We start from the raw sequence: 16,852 nt of genomic DNA on the forward strand, positions 1-16,852 counted from the left end.
GGTGGTGCGGGGCCGCCGTGGGCGGCCCGGCCACCGCCGGCGCGCCTCAGGCGGCCGCGCGCCTTCGCAGACGTGCGTGCTGCTTCCGCCACAGCTGCTTCTGTGTCAGCAGCGTCAGCGTTCCCGCCAGCGTGATCCCGAGCAGGTTGAGCAGCAGCTGCTCGGTGGAACCCCAGGTCTGGACGGTGTCCCCGTAGCTCAGGGCCACCGCCGCGTTCGCCGCGGCCGGCACCGTCGTCACCGAGATGGCGACTCCCACCAGGGCTCCCGACTTCGCGGACGTGAGCGACAGCGTGCCGGCCGCCCCGGCCAGCACCGCCACCACGAAGGAGAACCAGTCGGGGGCGTACACGAAGCCGGTCTGCGGCCGGTCGGCCTCCAGCTGCTCCTTGGTGAACAGCCCCACCGCGTCCATGAACAGGCTGAACCCCACCGTCAGCACCATCGCCACCGCGAAGCCCACCAGCAGGGCGATCAGCGAACGCACCGCGAGGCGCGGCCGGCGCTGCACCGTCGCCGTGGAGATGCCGGCCAGCGGGCCGAACTCCGGGCCCACCGCCATCGCCCCCACGATCAGGACCGCGTTGTCCAGCACCACACCGCACGCCGCGATCATGGTCGCCAGCGTGAGGAACGAGAGGTAGGTCACCGAGAGGGTGGACTCCTCGTGGGTGGCCTCCGTGAGGTGCTCCCACAGCACCGCGTCCGCGCCCTCCCCGGGCGCCTCCTTCTCGGCCCGGTCCGCGCGCTCCGACAGCGACAGGTCGACGTTCTCCACGGCGATGGACCCGGTCGTGTCCAGACCCAGCCGCTGCAGGCCGCTGAGCAGGTCGTCGGCGGCCTCCCGGGCCACGTCGCACAGCACGACGTCCCCGGCGGGGTCGCGGGCGGCACCCGTCAGCACACACAGATGCGTCGTGCCTCTCGTCCCCTCGATCAGGCGGACCGCTTCCTCGGTCTGCTCGGCGGGTGTGATCAGACGCAGATGCAGCATGGCGGCAGGGTAGCCGCCGGTGACGGGCGGGCCGGGGGGTTCACAGTTTGCGCAGGCTCAGGCGCTGGACCGTGTGGTCGGGGCCCTTGCGGAGGACCAGGGTGGCCCGGCCCCGGGTGGGGGCGATGTTCTCGACGAGGTTCGGTTTGTTGATGGTCCGCCACATCGTGCGGGCGTAGTCCAGTGCCTCCTCCTCCGACACCTGCGTGTACTTCCGGAAGTACGAGGACGGATCCTGGAACGCCGTCTGCCGCAGCTTCCGGAACCGGTTCAGGTACCACTGCTCGATGTCCTCGGTCCGGGCGTCGACGTACACGCTGAAGTCGAAGTAGTCGGCGAGGCCGACGCGGGTGCGCCCGTCCTTGCCGGGGAGGGCCGGCTGGAGGACGTTGAGGCCCTCGACGATCAGGATGTCCGGCCGCCGCACCGTGAGCTTCTCGCCCGGGACGATGTCGTAGATGAGGTGGGAGTAGACGGGGGCGGAGACTTCGGATTTGCCGGCCTTGATGTCCGCCACGAAGCGTGTCAGCGCGCGCCGGTCGTAGGACTCGGGGAAACCTTTCCGCGACATCAGGCCGCGTGCCTGGAGTTCCTGGGTGGGCAGCAGGAAGCCGTCCGTCGTGACGAGCTCGACGCGCGGATGCTCCGGCCAGCGGGACAGCAGCGCCTGCAGCAGCCGGGCCACCGTGGACTTGCCGACGGCGACGGAACCGGCGACCCCTATGACGAAGGGCGTGCCCGACTGGGAGCCCTTCTCACCGAGGAAGGTGTTGAGCGCGCCGCGCAGCCCGTCGGTGGCGCGGACGTAGAGGTTGAGCAGCCGGGACAGCGGCAGGTAGATGTCCCGCACCTCGTCGAGGTCGATGACGTCGCCGAGCCCGCGCAGCCGCTCCACCTCCTCCGCGGTCAGCGGCAGCGGTGTCTTGTCGCGCAGCGCGCTCCACTCGGAGCGGGTGAGGTCGACGTAGGGAGTCGCCTCCGGCCGCTGCCGGTGGGCGCTCCGGGGCATCGAGGAGACCGGAGAGATCACAGTCCATTGTTAACGGAGTTCGAACGCGGCGACAGGTGGGCTGTGTCACGCCGCGGCCCTGTGGGGGCCCCGGTGATCAACTGTGAAGCGGCTGTGTCTACAGTGCGCGCACGTGACGCGGATCCCTCCGCGCCCTCGAGAAAGAGTTTCTCCGTGAGAACCAGTTCCGTCCGTCGTACCGCGCTCGCCGCCTCCGCCGCCGCGCTGGCCCTGCTCGTCACCGCCTGTGGCGGCTCCGGTGACGACCAGGACAAGGCCGACGAGGGCAAGGGCAAGGCCGCGCCCACGGCCCCCGCCGCCCCGGCGAAGACGCTCACCGCAGCCGAGCTGGAGAAGGCCGCCCTCGCGCAGTCGGACGTCAAGGGCGGCAAGGTCGCCACCAAGCTCCCCGCGACGGACGACATCGCCGAGGACCAGGTGACGACCGAGGACGCCGCCTGTCTGCCGCTGGCGCACGCCCAGAACGGTGTGGCGCAGGGTGAGCCGGCCGCGTCCGTGAAGCGGACCTTCACGGGCGACCCGGTGAAGCCGTCCGCGGACACCAAGCCCGAGGACGCCCTGCTGGCCGCGCTGGACACGGAGAAGGTGCTGATCAACCTCGCCTCCTACGAGGGCGACGGCGCCGAGCAGGCCGTGAAGGGTGTCGTCGCGGCGGCCGAGAAGTGCGCGGGCGGGTTCAAGGCCACCGCCGTCGGTGAGCCGATGGACGTCGTGAAGGTCGCCACCGGCGACGCGCCCGAGGGCGGCGACGAGGGCGTCGCCGTCACCCTGACCGTCGCCGCGGACGAGGGCGTCAAGGCGCCCGCCAAGATCGTCCTGGTGCGCAAGGGCTCGACCGTGGTCACCTTCAGCGCCGTGAACCTCGCGGCCATGGCCACCGGCAAGGACTTCGAGGTCCCGGCCGACGTCGTCGCCGCCCAGGTCGCCAAGCTCGGCTGACGCGGAACCTCTCCCACCGGTGCCTCGTGCACCGGTGGGAATTTCCGATTTCGGGCACGCGGAGGCCGTTTTCGGCGGCTGACGGACCGTAGGCTGCCCGGCATGTGCGGAATCGTGGGTTACGTGGGGCCGCAGTCGGCGCTTGACGTCGTGACGGCCGGACTGAAGCGACTGGAGTACCGGGGCTACGACTCGGCGGGCGTCGCCGTGCAGGCCGACGGCGGGCTGGCCACGGCGAAAAGGGCCGGGAAGCTGGTCAACCTGGAGAAGGAGCTGAGCGAACGGCCGCTGCCCACGGGCACGACCGGGATCGGGCACACCCGGTGGGCCACGCACGGCGGTCCGACCGACGCCAACGCCCACCCGCACATGGACAACGCGGGCCGGGTCGCCGTCGTCCACAACGGCATCATCGAGAACTTCGCCGCCCTGCGCGAGGAGTTGACCGAGCGCGGGCACGAACTGGCCTCCGAGACCGACACCGAGGTCGTCGCCCATCTGCTCGCCGAGGAGTACTCCGCCTGCGCCGACCTCGCCGAGGCGATGCGGCTGGTGTGCCGGCGGCTGGAGGGCGCGTTCACCCTCGTCGCCGTGCACGCCGACGAGCCGGACGTGGTCGTGGGCGCGCGCCGCAACTCGCCGCTGGTGGCAGGGGTCGGGCAGGGCGAGTCGTTCCTCGCCTCCGACGTCGCCGCGTTCATCGCGCACACCCGCGAGGCGATCGAGCTGGGCCAGGACCAGGTGGTCGAGCTGCGCCGGGACGCGGTGACGGTGACGGACTTCGACGGGGCCCCGGCCGACGTCCGCGAGTACCACGTCGACTGGGACGCCTCCGCCGCCGAGAAGGGCGGCTACGCCTCCTTCATGCTCAAGGAGATCGCCGAGCAGCCGAAGGCGGTCGCCGACACCCTGCTGGGCCGTATCGACGGGTCGGGTTCGCTGATGCTGGACGAGGTGCGCATCCCGGCGACCGTGCTGCGCGAGGTCGACAAGGTCGTCATCGTCGCCTGCGGCACCGCCTTCCACGCCGGGCTCATCGCCAAGTACGCCATCGAGCACTGGACGCGCGTGCCGTGCGAGGTGGAGCTGGCGAGCGAGTTCCGCTACCGCGATCCGATCCTGGACCAGCAGACGCTCGTCGTCGCCATCTCCCAGTCCGGCGAGACCATGGACACGCTGATGGCGCTGCGGCACGCGCGGGAGCAGGGCGCCAAGGTGCTGGCCATCTGCAACACGAACGGGTCGACGATCCCGCGGGAGTCGGACGCCGTTCTGTACACGCACGCCGGCCCGGAGGTCGCCGTCGCGTCGACGAAGGCCTTCCTGACGCAGCTGGTCGCCTGTTATCTGGTCGCCCTCTATCTGGGCCAGGTGCGCGGCACCAAGTACGCCGACGAGATCCGCGCCGTGGTGCGCGACCTCGCGTCGGTCTCCGGGGCCGTCGAACGGGTCCTGGAGACCATGGAGCCGGTACGGCAGCTCGCCCGCTCGCTGGCCGGGAAGGACACGGTGCTGTTCCTGGGGCGGCACGTGGGCCATCCGGTGGCGCTGGAGGGCGCGCTGAAGCTGAAGGAGCTCGCCTACATGCACGCGGAGGGCTTCGCGGCGGGTGAGCTGAAGCACGGGCCGATCGCGTTGATCGAGGACGACCTGCCGGTGGTGGTCGTGGTGCCGTCGCCGCGTGGGCGGTCCGTGCTGCACGACAAGATCGTGTCCAACATCCAGGAGATCCGCGCGCGGGGCGCCCGGACCATCGTGGTCGCGGAGGAAGGGGACGACGCGGTCGTCCCGTACGCCGACCATCTGATCCGCGTCCCGGTCACGCCGACGCTGCTCCAGCCGCTGGTGGCGACCGTGCCGCTGCAGGTGTTCGCCTGCGAGCTGGCCACCGCCCGCGGCAACGAGGTGGACCAGCCGCGGAACCTCGCCAAGTCGGTGACCGTGGAGTAAGGGGGCGTGCGGGCCCGGTCGATCTAGGCTGCCCGCATGAGCATCATCGGAGTCGGGATCGACGTCGCCGAGATCGAGCGGTTCGCCGCGTCGCTGGAACGCACGCCCGGGCTGGCACAGCGGCTTTTCGTGGAGAGCGAGCTGCTGCTGCCCAGCGGGGACCGGCGCGGCATCGCCTCCCTGGCGGCGCGGTTCGCCGCCAAGGAGGCGCTGGCCAAGGCGCTCGGGGCGCCCGCGGGGCTGTACTGGACCGACGCCGAGGTGTGGTGCGAGGACAGCGGGCAGCCCCGGCTGCGGGTCAAGGGGACCGTCGCCGCCCGCGCGGAGGAACTGGGCGTGCGCTCCTGGCACATCTCCCTCAGCCACGACGCCGGGGTGGCCTCGGCGGTCGTGGTCGCGGAGGGCTGAGGAACCCTGGACGGCGCCTGACCGTCGTTTTCGCCCTCGTACGCCTCCTGCGAAAAATTTGTCGACGAAGTGCGTGCATCGTGGAAGTGGGGGTACAGGCAGGGAGCCGGTATCGGAGCGGGGGCACCAATGAGGGAGGGCTTTACTGTGACGTCGACAATGGCACGGACGGACCAGGCGCAGAGCGTGACCGAGCTGCCGGAGGTCGCGAATCCCGGCCAGGTGGCGCCGCAGGACGCGCGTGAACTGTCCCGGCAGTTCTTCCGGCGGCTCACGGAGCTGGAGGAAGGTACCCACGAGTACCAGTACGCGCGCAACACGCTGATCGAGATGAACATGTCCCTGGTCCGCTATGCGGCCGGCCGGTTCCGCAGTCGCGGCCCGGAGGAGATGGAGGACATCGTCCAGGTCGGCATGATCGGTCTGATCAAGGCCATCGACCGCTTCGAGCTGTCCCGCGAGGTCGAGTTCACCTCCTTCGCGATCCCCTACATCGTCGGCGAGATCAAGCGCTTCTTCCGTGACACCTCGTGGTCCGTGCACGTGCCGCGGCGGCTCCAGGAGGCCCGGGTGCAGCTCGCCCGCGCCACCGAGGAACTGCGCAGCCGGCTGGGCCGCACGCCCACGACCGCCGAGCTGGCGACGCTGATGAGCCTCACCGAGGCCGAGGTCAACGAGGCCCGGCTGGCCGCCAACGGCTACAACTCCGCCTCCCTGGACGCCGCCATCGGCAGCGAGCCCGACGGCGAGTCGGTGCTCGCCGACTTCATCGGCGCCGAGGACGCGGCGCTGGGGCTGGTCGAGGACTTCCACGCCCTCGCCCCGATGATCGCCGAGCTGGACGAGCGCGAGCGGAAGATCGTCCACTGGCGGTTCGTGGAGGAGCTGACGCAGGCGGAGATCGGGGAGCGGCTGGGGTGCTCCCAGATGCATGTGTCGCGACTGCTGTCGCGGACCCTCAAGCGGCTGCGGGCGGGGATGCTCTGCACCAACTGAAGGGCTCGGCTCTTTCAGCCGGGCTGAGAGCAACTGTCGCCGGCGCGGTCGGGTGATCTCCTGGCCGGCCAAGTGTGGAAGCGGGGCCTCCCGCGCGGCTCGTGTGTCGAACGAGCGGCGGGAGGCCCTTTGTGCTGCGCCACGGCCCTCGGGTGTCTTGACGGTGACGTCCGACCTCCATAGTCTAACGGCGTTAGGAAAGCTAACAACGTTAGATCGAGGAGACTCACATGCGCATGCGTCGTTTCGTTCCCGGCCTCGCTGTCGGAGTGGCCGCGGCGGCCCTGATAGCCGGAACTGCCGGTGCCGGATCCGCGGCCTCTTCCGAGGCGTCGCCCAAGCCGCAGGCCAGGACGCAGCAGCTCGTCGGCGCGCCCGAACACGGGGAGGAGCGGGTGCCGGCGGTCGGGCGGCGCTGGGCCGCCGCCTGGACGACGGGCGACACCCGGGATCTGGCCCGCCTGTACACCAGGGACGCGGTCTACACCGACCGTGCCCTGAACCTGGTGTTCCGTGGTTCCAAGGGGGTCGAGGAGTGGGAGACCGGGTCCCGACAGCTCATCGAGAATCTCAAGTTCGAGGCGACCGGCGGGTTCCGTGGAGGGGACGGCGTGGTGGTCGAGGGGGTGTTCAGCGGTCACATCGTGGGTGCGCCTCGCCCGTTCGCGGTCCCGCTCGTGACGGTGCTGCGGCTGCGCGGCAATCTCATCCAGTCGAGCAACGACTACTACAACAGGGGGGAGATCCTCAGCGAATCCGGCCTGCCCGCGGACTGGACCCCGCCCGGCAGCTGACGTCTCCCCGCCGGGCCGGACAGCGGGTGTCTACGCGTTCACCGGAGAGTCGGCCTGCCAGCCGCGAAGCAGTGTCCGCGTCGCCTTCCGGGCGAGCTGCTGGGCGCGCTCGTTGCCGACGGTGTCGATGCGGCCGAGCGACGCTATGCCGGACAGGGTGCCCCAGACGATGTCGCAGGCCTCGTCGAAATCGGCCAGGACCACGTCGTGGGCGTCCGACCACGTGGTGAGGAGTTCCCTCAAGAGGCCGATCATGGGGGCGGCCGCGCGCAGGCGCTCCTCCGCGTCGACCGTGTTGTCGTTCATCACCTGATAGAGGTGCGGATGCTCGCCGGCGAACCGGACGCTCTCGGACGCGAGCAACAGGAAGCGCCGGTCGATGTCGGGCTCCTCGGCGGCCTGCCGCAGCTCGGCCATCATCAGCCGGTGGCCGTGGGCGACGAGCTCCAGCACGAGCGCGTCCTTGTTGGCGAAGTGCTGATAGACCACGGGTGCCGAGTATTCGACGGCATCGGCTATGCGCCGGATCGTCAGCGCCGCGACACCGTCGTTCTCGAGGATGTGCAACGCGGCCTCGATGATGCGTGCACGGGTGTTCGCGCGTTCGCGGGCCCGCCTGGTGCTGGTCGGCATGGTGGGCACCTCGCTTCCAGCGTGTCCTCGGCAGGAGCCGCGGGGTCGGCGGCACCGTCACGGCCCAGTCATCCTAACAACGTTAGATGGTCGTGACGGCACCCGCCGTGTGGCAGCACGGCCGGCTTCGCCCGGGGCGGACCCGTCAGTCGTCGTCGCGCAGGGAGCGGGTCATCGTCCGCAGGATGCGAAGTGCGTCCGACTGCTCGGCGCTGGTCAGGCCGGCCAGCATCCTGGCCTCGACGGACCGGACGGCTTTGCTGGCCACGTCGAGGTGCTGCCGCCCGCGCGGCGTGAGTCGTGCGGGAAGGGCCTTCCCGGCGGGCGCCTGTGCGGGTCTGGTCACGTAGCCGTCTCGTTCCAGGGCCTGGAGGAGCACGTTCATCGTCTGCCGTGTCACGAACGCGCCTCGCGCGAGTTCGGAGTTCGACAGACCGGGGCGTTGGGCGAGCAGCTCGAGGCAGGAGTAGTGCGTGATGCTCATCCCGAGGGGGCGCAGTACGTCTTCCATGGCTGCGCGCAGGGCACTCGACGCTTCCTTCAGCAGGTACCCCAATGACGTCTCCAGGTCGACGCCGTCACCTCTTTGACTCATGTCAGTATTCTGACATAGCCTGCCGCGTGTCAGAAAACTGACACCGAAGAAGGAGTTCATCATGCCCGTCACCGGCCCCGACTTCATCTCGCTGCAGGTGCGTGACCGCGATGCCTCGCAGGCGTTCTACGAGCAGTACCTGGGCCTCGTCCGCTCGCCGGCCGGGCCCGCGCACGCCGTCGTCTTCGCCACGAAGCCGATCGCCTTCGCCCTGCGCGACGTCGTTCCCGGCACGGATCTGACATCCGTCGCCCAGCCCGGCATCGGCGCCGCGATCTGGCTCCACGCCACCGATGTCCAGGCGATCCACGATGCGCTCGTCGCCGGCGGTCACACGATCGTCTCCGCGCCGATCGACGGCCCCTTCGGCCGGACCTTCACCTTCGCCGACCCCGACGGCTACCACGTCACCCTCCACGACCGCACGTGAGCGATGAGACGTCAGGGGGCGGGCGGCTCCGACTGCCGGAGGTCTGGCACGGGACGCGGCCGCGGGCGCCCGCGCCGGTGCGGACGCCCGCTTCCGGCGGTGCGGGGCACCGCTTCGTGCCGGGCGCCGGTCGATCCGGTCAGCAGATGGACTGGGTGCTGTTCACCAGGCGGTTGTTGCGGAAGGTGGTGTTCTCGCCGCAGGGGCTCTCGCGGATGGAGGAGTTCGTCACCGTGAGGTTCTGGACGGTGATGTCCCTGTTGTTCGGGAACTCCGAGCGGGCCGCCAGGCGGATCTCGCCGCCGCCGGTGACCGTGCCGCTCTGCGCCGCGAGGGTCACGTTGTAGCAGTTCTCGATGAGGATCGCGTTGTTGCCGGTGTCGGACAGCGTGATCCTGTCGATCGTCGCGCCGCCGCTCTCCGAGACGCAGAACACGCCGCGTCCGCCGCCGCGCGCGATCACCTCGCCGACGCGGATGTTCGTCGCGTAACTGCTGCCGATCCGGCCGTTGCGATTGGCCATGCGGAACGCCGCGTAACCGGTGCCCGCGCCGGCGTTCTCCGCGTCCACCTTCGACACCGTGGCGTTGATCGTCTGGTTGAGCAGCAGGCCCGACTCGCCCACGTTGCGGGCGGTGACCGTGCCGACGGTCAGACCGTCGACGCCGTACGTCTCCACGGCGTGGCTCGACGCGCCGGACACGTACACATTGTCGATACGGACGTTGCGCGTCCACTGGCTGGTGTCGCCGCGGTTGTCGATGCGGACGCCGAGGCCGCGGGAGAGCCGCATGTCGATCTGGCCCAGGACCACGTTCTGCACGTTGCGCAGGAAGATGCCGTAGAGCGGGGCGCCGGTGACGTTGAGGTGCTGCACCTCGATGTCGCGCGTGCCGCGCGAGTAGACCGGCGCCTGGTCGCCCGAGCCGGTGCCGGTGACGTCGATCGTGCCGCAGACGTCGAGCACCGTGAAGCTGGGGAGGGAGATGCGGGAGCCGGCCGAGACGGAGCCGGAGCCGCGCACCACGACGCGTTCCTTGCTGGTGCGGTTCGCCGTGAGGGCGCCGATCGCCGCCTGGACGGCGGCGCGCATGTCGGTGCCGGTGTAGACCGTGCCGCTGCCCCGGCGGGCGGTCCAGGTGGAGCCGTTCTTGACGGCTTCGGCGTGGTAGGCGCCGTCGCCGCAGGCTGCCGCGCGGGCGGGGGCGGGGGTCGAGGCGGGGGTGGGCGCCTCCGCGGACGCGGTGGGGGCGGTGAGGGTGGCTGTCGCCGTCAGGAGGGCGGTGGCGGCCGATGTCGCGAGTAACGCGGCTCTGCGTCGCATGGGGGTGTTGTCCTTGTCGGTTGTCGAACCGGTTCGAGTGAATCGATTCATCCGGTGGGGGGCCGGGATTGTGGCAAGGGTGCTGCGCGGAGTCAAGGGGGTGGGGCGACGGGAGGGCGTGGGGATGGGGGTGCGGGAAACTCGGACGTATGCGGACTGCTTACAGCGTGGAGACGGTCAGGGCGGCGGAGCGGGAACTGATGGCGCGGTTGCCGGAGGGGGCGCTGATGCAGCGCGCCGCCGCGGGACTCGCCGCGGCGTGCGCGGATGTGCTGGGGCGGGTGTACGGCAGCCGGGTGGTGCTGCTGGTGGGGAGCGGCGACAACGGGGGCGACGCGTTGTACGCCGGCGCCCGGCTGGCTCGGCGGGGGGCCGGGGTGCGGGCCGTGCTGCTGGCACCGGGGCGGGCGCACGCGGGTGGGCTGGCCGCGCTGCGGCGGGCGGGGGGTTCCGTGGTGGCGGCCGGGGGCGCGGAGGCGTGTGTCGAGCAGGCCGATCTTGTCGTGGACGGGATCGTGGGGATCGGGGGGAAGGGCGGGCTGCGGGAGGAAGCGGTGCCGCTCGCCGAGGCTGCGCGGCGGGGGCGGGGGGTGGTCGTCGCCGTCGATCTGCCGAGTGGGGTCGACGCGGACACGGGGGAGGCACGGGGGGCCGCCGTGCGGGCGGACGTCACGGTCACCTTCGGGGCGTACAAGCCGGGGTTGTTGATCGATCCGGCTCGGGAGTACGCGGGGGTGGTGCGGTTCGTCGACATCGGGCTGGAGACGGGCGGGGCGCGGACGCCTGAGGTGGAGGCGCTGCAGCATGCGGACGTCGCGCGGTTGTTGCCGGTGCCTGCTGCGGAGAGCGACAAGTACCGGCGGGGGGTCGTCGGCGTTGCCGCCGGGTCCGCCCGGTATCCGGGGGCGGCCGTGCTCGCGGTGGGCGGGGCCTTGCGGGGCGGGGCCGGGGCCGTGCGGTACGTGGGGCCGGCGGGCGGTGCGGTGCTGGCCCGGCATCCCGAGACGCTGGTGTCGGAGCGGGGGCCTGCGCGGGCCGGGCGGGTGCAGGCGTGGGTGGTCGGGCCGGGGGCGGGGGACGACGCGGCGACCGTGGGGGAGGTGCTGGCGGCGGACGTGCCGGTGCTGATCGACGCGGACGGGTTGCGGTTGGCGGGGGTCGAGGCGGTGCGGGCGAGGGGGGCTCGGGGGGTGCCGACGTTGATGACTCCGCATGCGGGGGAGGCGGCCGCGCTGCTGGGGGTCGAGCGGGAGGAAGTGGAGTCGGGACGGCTGGCGGCCGTGCGGGAGCTGGCGGGGCGGTACGGGGCCGCTGTGCTGCTGAAGGGGTCCACGACGTTGGTGGCTCAGGCGGGGGGTGGGGGTGCGGTGCGGGTGAACCCGACGGGGACGCCGTGGCTGGCCACGGCGGGGAGCGGTGATGTGCTGTCCGGGCTCGGGGGGTCGCTGCTGGCGGCGGGGTTGTCGGCGGTGGACGCGGGGAGTGCGGCGGCGTATCTGCATGGGCTGGCGGGGCGGTTCGCGGCGGAGGGGGCGCCGGTGAGCGCGGAGGATGTCGCGGGGCGGATTCCGGAGGCTTGGCGGAGTGTGGTGCGGGGCTGAGGTGAGGGCTGACGCACCCCGCCCCACCCTCCGGACGGAGAAGCGCACGGAGTGCATAGGCGCCGGACCCCGGTGCGAGGGGTGGGCGTGGGTGCTCTGAGAGACTGTCCGGGATGAAAGAGACAGCCGACCCGCACGGCGCGCAGCTCCGAGCTCGCGCTGTGATCGATCTGGCCGCCGTGCGGGCCAACGTACGCACCCTGCGTGAGCGCGCCCCCCGCGCCGCCCTGATGGCCGTCGTCAAGGCCGACGGCTACGGGCACGGCGCCGCCTCCTGCGCCCGTGCGGCCGTGGAGGCCGGCGCGACCTGGCTGGGCACCGCCACGCCGCAGGAGGCGCTCGCGCTGAGGGCGCCGGGCTCCGGGGTGCCGGACGACGTCCGGGTCATGTGCTGGCTGTGGACGCCCGGCGGGCCCTGGCGCGAGGCGATCGAGGCCGACGTCGACGTCTCGGTGAGCGGGATGTGGGCGCTGGACGAGGTCGTCGCGGCGGCGAGGTCGGCCGGACGGGCCGCGCGGGTGCAGCTCAAGGCGGACACCGGGCTCGGACGGGGCGGGTGCCAGCCCGGGGACTGGGCCGAGCTGGTCGCCGGCGCGCTGCGTGCGGAGGCCGAGGGGCTGCTGAAGGTCACCGGGCTGTGGTCGCACTTCGCCTGTGCCGATGAGCCGGGGCATCCGTCCATCGCCGGGCAGCTGTCGACGTTCCGGGAGATGGTGGCGTACGCCGAGGCGCGGGGCGTGGAGCCCGAAGTGCGGCACATCGCCAATTCGCCCGCGACGCTGACGTTGCCGGAGAGCCACTTCGATCTGGTGCGGCCCGGCATCGCGATGTACGGCGTCTCGCCCAGCCCCGAGATCGGCACGCCGATGGAGCTGGGGCTGCGGCCCGCGATGACCCTCAAGGCGTCGCTGGCGCTGGTGAAGCACGTGCCGGGCGGGCACGGCGTCAGCTACGGGCATCACTACGTGACCGCGGGGGCCACCACGCTGGGGCTCGTGCCGCTCGGGTACGCCGACGGCATTCCACGGCATGCCTCCAGCGCCGGGCCCGTGCTGGTCGAGGGGAAGTGGCGGACCGTCGCCGGGCGGGTCGCGATGGACCAGTTCGTGGTGGATCTGGGGGGTGACGAGCCCGGGGCGGGGGCCGAGGCGGTGCTGTTCGGGCCCGGCGACCGGGGTGAGCCCACCGCGGAGGACTGGGCGCAGGCGTCCGGGACCATCGCGTACGAGATCGTCACCCGGATCGGCAGCCGCGTCCCGCGCGTGTATGTGAACGGGGAACAGAGCGGGTAAGCGCCCTGCGTGGGGTCCGGGGAAGAGGAGCGGTACGTGAGCGAGAGCAGTACGCAGGCCGTGACGGCCGCGTCCGCCGGGGGGTGGCGCCGGGCGACCGGTGTCGCGGGCCTCGCGATAGGCGTGCTGGCCACCGGGGCCGCCGCCGGTGTGGCCATAGAGCGGATGACCGTCGGCCGGGGCATACGCCGCAGGGCCCGGCTCGTCCTGGACTCGGCCGGGCCGTACGGCTCGCTGCGGGGCACGCCCGGCAAGGCGTACGCCGATGACGGGACCGAGTTGTACTACGAGGTCGACGAGGTCGAGGCGGACGCGGAGCGCGGTAGGCGGCGGCGGTTGTTCGGGCGGCGGGTGCCCGCCCCCGTGACCGTGGTGTTCAGTCACGGGTACTGCCTCAGCCAGGATTCCTGGCACTTCCAGCGGGCCGCGTTGCGCGGTGTGGTGCGGTCCGTGTACTGGGACCAGCGCAGTCACGGGCGTTCGGCGCGGGGCGCCGCGCAGGTGGAGCGCGGGGAGCCGGTGAGCATCGAGCAGCTCGGGCGGGATCTGAAGGCCGTCATCGATGCCGCCGCTCCTGAAGGGCCGCTGGTGCTGGTCGGCCACTCCATGGGCGGGATGACCGTGATGGCGCTCGCCGAGCAGTTCCCGGAGCTGATCCGGGAGCGGTGTGCCGGTGTCGCTCTGGTGGGGACGTCGTCGGGGCGGCTGGGGGAGGTCAACTTCGGGCTGCCGGTGGCCGGGGTCAACGCCGTGCGACGGGTGCTGCCCGGGGTGCTGAAGGCGCTGGGGCAGCGGGCCGAGCTGGTGGAGAAGGGGCGGCGGGCCACCGCCGACCTGTTCGCCGGGGTCATCAAGCGGTACTCGTTCGCCTCGCGGGACGTCGATCCCGCCGTCGCGCGGTTCGCCGAGCGGATGATCGAGTCGACGCCGATCGACGTGGTCGCCGAGTACTACCCGGCCTTCGACGATCACGACAAGGCCGAGGCGCTGGCGCACTTCCGTGACATGCCGGTGCTGGTGCTCGCGGGCGTGGGCGATCTCGTCACCCCGAGTGAGCACAGCGAGGGCATCGCCGATCTGCTGCCCGGGGCCGAGCTGGTGCTCGTGCCGGACGCCGGGCACCTGGTGATGCTGGAGCATCCCGAGCAGGTGACCGACCGCCTCGCCGACCTGCTCGTCCGCGCGGGCGCGGTGCCCGCAGGGGCTACCGTGGGTGGCTATGGAAGCAGTAGCACCGCAGAGCCCCGCTGAACTGACCGTCACCTCCCCCGAGCAGATGCGCGACCTCGGGCGCCGGCTCGCGAAGCTGCTGCGCGCGGGCGACCTCGTGCTGCTCTCCGGTGAGCTGGGGGCCGGCAAGACGACCCTGACGCGCGGGCTCGGCGAAGGGCTCGGTGTGCGGGGCGCGGTGACCTCGCCGACGTTCGTCATCGCCCGGGTGCACCCCTCGCTGGGGGACGGTCCGCCGCTGGTGCACGTCGACGCCTACCGGCTGTCCGGCGGGCTCGACGAGATGGAGGACCTGGACCTCGACGTCTCGCTGCCCGAGTCGGTGGTCGTCGTGGAGTGGGGCGAGGGCAAGGTCGAGGAACTGACCGAGGACCGGCTGCACGTCGTCATCCACCGGGCGGTCGGCGACACCACGGACGAGGTCCGGCACGTGACCGTGCAGGGGGTGGGCGCCCGCTGGGCCGGGGCCGAGCTGGGGTCGCTGTCCGCCTGAGCGTCCCGACAAGGTGTCGGCAAGGTGTTGCGTCCGCGGTGTCCCGCGTGGTCACATGGTATCCAGCTCGCGGTTAGGGTTACCTAACCGCGTCCCGCCCCCGATGTCCAGGAGGCGTCCATGCCGGCCGTCCCGAGCAGGCGTGAGTCCACGCCGCGACCGGTGCCCATGCGTGACCTGCTCGCCGCGTGCGCGGCGGCCGCCGCCGTCTCCACGCCGCCGCCCGCGCCCGAGCCGCCGCGGCACGAGAAGGCCGTACGCGACCGGCGCGCGGCCGCCTAGGGCTCCTACGGCACCACGACGACCGTGCGGCCGATCGTCGCGAACTTCCACATCGCCGCGCCGTCCGCCCGTGTCTCCCGGATCCCGCCGGTGCGTTCCCGCGGGTCGAGGACGGGCGCCGAGCCGTCGACGGCCGCGCTGAACCCGATCACCGTGCCGTCCACGCCGGCGAAGCGCACGACGTGTTCGACCGGGACGCCGTCCGAGCCGGTGACCTTCCCCGAGCGGGACGTCACCCGGTAGGTGCCCGGGTCCGGGTCGACCGTGCTCGGGCTGACGCCGAACGTGCGGCGCACCTTGTCGCCCTTGTCCACCAGCCACACCCGGTCGCGGCCCAGCGAGTACACGACCCGCTGTCCCAGGCCCGAGCGCGGGGGCAGGGCTGCCGGATGGCCGCCGCGGGACGCCTTCGGTGCGGGGGCCGGGGCGCCGGACGCCTCCCGGCGCAGGTCCGGCGGGACCGTCTCCGCCGCCCGGTGGCCGAGGTAACCGACCGTCGCGAGGGCCGCCGCGGTCAGCCCCGCCACGATCGTCGAACTGGTCCCCGCCATCGCCGTCGCCCCTGTCCTGCTCTGTCCTGCTGTGTGCGGATGTGACGCGACCGTAGCAGTCCGTGACCGTCCGGCCCGTGCGGCCGTGGCCGGGGCGCGGGAGCCGTAGGCTGTTTGCGTGCTCTTGCTCGCTCTGGATACCGCCACCCCCGCCGTCACCGTCGCGCTGCACGACGGCGACGACGTCATCGCCTCGTCGAGCCAGGTGGACGCCCGCCGCCACGGTGAACTGCTGCTCCCGGCCGTCGACCGGGTGCTCGCCGAGGCCGGTCTGCGGCTCGACGCCGTCACCGGGATCGTGGCCGGCACCGGCCCCGGCCCCTACACCGGCCTGCGGGTCGGCCTGATGACCGCCGACACCTTCGGGCTGGCCCTCGGCGTGCCCGTGCACGGTGTGTGCACGCTGGACGGCCTGGCCTACGCGGCCGACCTGGAGGGCCCCTTCGTCGTGGCGACGGACGCCCGCCGCAAGGAGGTCTACTGGGCGCGGTACGCCGACTCCCGCACCCGCCTCACCGAACCGGCCGTCGACCGGCCCGCCGACATCGCGGACCAGGTCAAGGGACTGCCCGCGGTCGGCGCGGGCGCGCTGCTCTACCCGGACACCTTCCCCCAGGCGCACGAGCCGGAGCACGTGAGCGCCGCCGCCCTCGCCCGGCTGGCCGTGGAGAGGCTGAAGGCGGGCGAGGAACTGCCCGCCCCGCGGCCGCTGTACCTGCGGCGGCCCGATGCCCAGGTCCCCAAGAACTACAAGGTGGTCACCCCCAAGTGACGGGAACCGAGACGGTGGTCCTGCGCGAGATGCGCTGGTGGGACATCGACCCCGTGCTGGAGCTGGAGCGCGACCTCTTCCCCGAGGACGCGTGGTCGCGCGGCATGTTCTGGTCCGAGCTGGCCCACTCCCGCGGGCCCGGGGCGACCCGGCGCTACGTCGTCGCCGAGGAGGGCGACCGGATCGTCGGCTACGCCGGCCTCACCACCTCCGGCGCGGAGGGCGACGACGGCGCCACCCCGGCGGCCGACGTCCAGACCATCGCGGTCACCCGCGACCACTGGGGCACCGGGCTCGGCTCGCGGCTGCTGACCGAGCTGCTGCGCGCGGCCACGGCGTTCGAGTGCGCCGAGGTCATGCTGGAGTGCCGCGTCGACAACGTCCGCGCCCAGAAGCTCTACGAGCGCTTCGGCTTCGAGGTCATCGGAGTCAGACGCGGTTATTACCAGCCGGGCAACGTGGACGCGCTGGTCATGCGCTTGACCGGCCCGTCCGCCTCCGTGACCCGGGCCACCCCGTGACGGCGTACAAGGAACCG

The 16,852-nt window shown here is 72.2% G+C and carries 19 protein-coding genes; 13 read left to right on the forward strand and 6 right to left on the reverse strand.

The window, feature by feature from the left end; translation table 11 throughout:
* Positions 1-46 precede the first annotated feature (46 nt).
* A complete protein-coding gene (locus tag ACP7TJ_RS19750) occupies positions 47-994 on the reverse strand; it encodes a DUF389 domain-containing protein (RefSeq protein WP_093767495.1) in 948 nt (315 codons plus the stop codon).
* A gap of 40 nt (positions 995-1,034) precedes the next feature.
* Positions 1,035-2,003, reverse strand: coding sequence for a type I pantothenate kinase (gene coaA / locus ACP7TJ_RS19755; protein ID WP_176710851.1), 969 nt, complete (start codon positions 2,001-2,003; stop codon positions 1,035-1,037).
* Positions 2,004-2,177: 174 nt separating this feature from the next.
* Here coaA and ACP7TJ_RS19760 point away from each other — a divergent pair, with 174 nt between their 5' ends.
* The 5 genes from ACP7TJ_RS19760 to ACP7TJ_RS19780 all read left to right on the forward strand — a co-directional run bounded on the left by ACP7TJ_RS19760 (position 2,178) and on the right by ACP7TJ_RS19780 (position 7,111).
* Entirely contained in the window at positions 2,178-2,963 is a 786-nt protein-coding gene (locus ACP7TJ_RS19760) for a hypothetical protein (RefSeq protein ID WP_427764230.1), read from the forward strand.
* Positions 2,964-3,065: 102 nt separating this feature from the next.
* The gene (gene glmS, locus ACP7TJ_RS19765) at positions 3,066-4,913 is read left to right on the forward strand and encodes a glutamine--fructose-6-phosphate transaminase (isomerizing) (protein ID WP_391108818.1); all 1,848 of its coding nucleotides are present in this window, start codon (positions 3,066-3,068) and stop codon (positions 4,911-4,913) included.
* Positions 4,914-4,949: 36 nt separating this feature from the next.
* Complete coding sequence (locus tag ACP7TJ_RS19770; RefSeq protein ID WP_093767491.1) at positions 4,950-5,321, forward strand: holo-ACP synthase; 372 nt, start codon at positions 4,950-4,952, stop codon at positions 5,319-5,321.
* Positions 5,322-5,480: 159 nt separating this feature from the next.
* Positions 5,481-6,317: an RNA polymerase sigma factor SigF gene (locus ACP7TJ_RS19775; RefSeq protein ID WP_167744995.1), complete on the forward strand. Its 837-nt coding sequence runs from the start codon at positions 5,481-5,483 to the stop codon at positions 6,315-6,317.
* Between the two features lie 230 nt (positions 6,318-6,547).
* Positions 6,548-7,111: a nuclear transport factor 2 family protein gene (locus tag ACP7TJ_RS19780; protein WP_266399996.1), complete on the forward strand. Its 564-nt coding sequence runs from the start codon at positions 6,548-6,550 to the stop codon at positions 7,109-7,111.
* Positions 7,112-7,141: 30 nt separating this feature from the next.
* Here ACP7TJ_RS19780 and ACP7TJ_RS19785 read toward each other — a convergent pair whose 3' ends face one another.
* Together ACP7TJ_RS19785 and ACP7TJ_RS19790 are read right to left on the reverse strand one after the other, a co-directional pair.
* Positions 7,142-7,744, reverse strand: a complete 603-nt coding sequence (locus tag ACP7TJ_RS19785; protein ID WP_367471201.1) for a TetR/AcrR family transcriptional regulator — start codon at positions 7,742-7,744, stop codon at positions 7,142-7,144.
* A gap of 145 nt (positions 7,745-7,889) precedes the next feature.
* Complete coding sequence (locus ACP7TJ_RS19790; protein ID WP_367471199.1) at positions 7,890-8,339, reverse strand: MarR family winged helix-turn-helix transcriptional regulator; 450 nt, start codon at positions 8,337-8,339, stop codon at positions 7,890-7,892.
* A 61-nt stretch (positions 8,340-8,400) separates the two neighbouring features.
* Between ACP7TJ_RS19790 and ACP7TJ_RS19795 the strand changes: the two genes are divergently transcribed.
* Entirely contained in the window at positions 8,401-8,769 is a 369-nt protein-coding gene (locus ACP7TJ_RS19795; protein ID WP_093767486.1) for a VOC family protein, read from the forward strand.
* A gap of 139 nt (positions 8,770-8,908) precedes the next feature.
* On the opposite strand, the gene ACP7TJ_RS19800 is transcribed toward ACP7TJ_RS19795, so the two are convergent.
* Positions 8,909-10,093: a hypothetical protein gene (locus ACP7TJ_RS19800; RefSeq protein WP_427764237.1), complete on the reverse strand. Its 1,185-nt coding sequence runs from the start codon at positions 10,091-10,093 to the stop codon at positions 8,909-8,911.
* Positions 10,094-10,242: 149 nt separating this feature from the next.
* Between ACP7TJ_RS19800 and ACP7TJ_RS19805 the strand changes: the two genes are divergently transcribed.
* From ACP7TJ_RS19805 to ACP7TJ_RS19825, 5 genes are all read left to right on the forward strand, one after another.
* The gene (locus ACP7TJ_RS19805; protein ID WP_386000023.1) at positions 10,243-11,694 is read left to right on the forward strand and encodes an NAD(P)H-hydrate dehydratase; all 1,452 of its coding nucleotides are present in this window, start codon (positions 10,243-10,245) and stop codon (positions 11,692-11,694) included.
* A gap of 113 nt (positions 11,695-11,807) precedes the next feature.
* On the forward strand, positions 11,808-12,986 hold the full coding sequence (gene alr, locus ACP7TJ_RS19810; protein WP_093767483.1) for an alanine racemase: 1,179 nt from the start codon (positions 11,808-11,810) through the stop codon (positions 12,984-12,986).
* A 36-nt stretch (positions 12,987-13,022) separates the two neighbouring features.
* Entirely contained in the window at positions 13,023-14,237 is a 1,215-nt protein-coding gene (locus ACP7TJ_RS19815) for an alpha/beta fold hydrolase (protein WP_189912346.1), read from the forward strand.
* Positions 14,206-14,709, forward strand: a complete 504-nt coding sequence (gene tsaE, locus ACP7TJ_RS19820; RefSeq protein ID WP_093767481.1) for a tRNA (adenosine(37)-N6)-threonylcarbamoyltransferase complex ATPase subunit type 1 TsaE — start codon at positions 14,206-14,208, stop codon at positions 14,707-14,709. The genes ACP7TJ_RS19815 and tsaE overlap by 32 nt, the downstream gene beginning before the upstream one ends.
* A 120-nt stretch (positions 14,710-14,829) precedes the next feature.
* The gene (locus ACP7TJ_RS19825; RefSeq protein ID WP_189912347.1) at positions 14,830-14,991 is read left to right on the forward strand and encodes a hypothetical protein; all 162 of its coding nucleotides are present in this window, start codon (positions 14,830-14,832) and stop codon (positions 14,989-14,991) included.
* A gap of 5 nt (positions 14,992-14,996) precedes the next feature.
* Here ACP7TJ_RS19825 and ACP7TJ_RS19830 read toward each other — a convergent pair whose 3' ends face one another.
* Positions 14,997-15,542, reverse strand: a complete 546-nt coding sequence (locus ACP7TJ_RS19830; RefSeq protein ID WP_427764242.1) for a hypothetical protein — start codon at positions 15,540-15,542, stop codon at positions 14,997-14,999.
* Positions 15,543-15,660: 118 nt separating this feature from the next.
* Here ACP7TJ_RS19830 and tsaB point away from each other — a divergent pair, with 118 nt between their 5' ends.
* Complete coding sequence (tsaB, locus tag ACP7TJ_RS19835; protein ID WP_427764245.1) at positions 15,661-16,314, forward strand: tRNA (adenosine(37)-N6)-threonylcarbamoyltransferase complex dimerization subunit type 1 TsaB; 654 nt, start codon at positions 15,661-15,663, stop codon at positions 16,312-16,314.
* Positions 16,311-16,835, forward strand: a complete 525-nt coding sequence (gene rimI, locus ACP7TJ_RS19840) for a ribosomal protein S18-alanine N-acetyltransferase (protein ID WP_246532212.1) — start codon at positions 16,311-16,313, stop codon at positions 16,833-16,835. The genes tsaB and rimI overlap by 4 nt, the downstream gene beginning before the upstream one ends.
* The last annotated feature ends 17 nt before the right edge of the window (positions 16,836-16,852 follow it).

The sequence above is a fragment of the Streptomyces sp. DSM 41931 genome (assembly GCF_050271085.1).
Classification (GTDB): Bacteria; Actinomycetota; Actinomycetes; order Streptomycetales; family Streptomycetaceae; genus Streptomyces; species Streptomyces albogriseolus.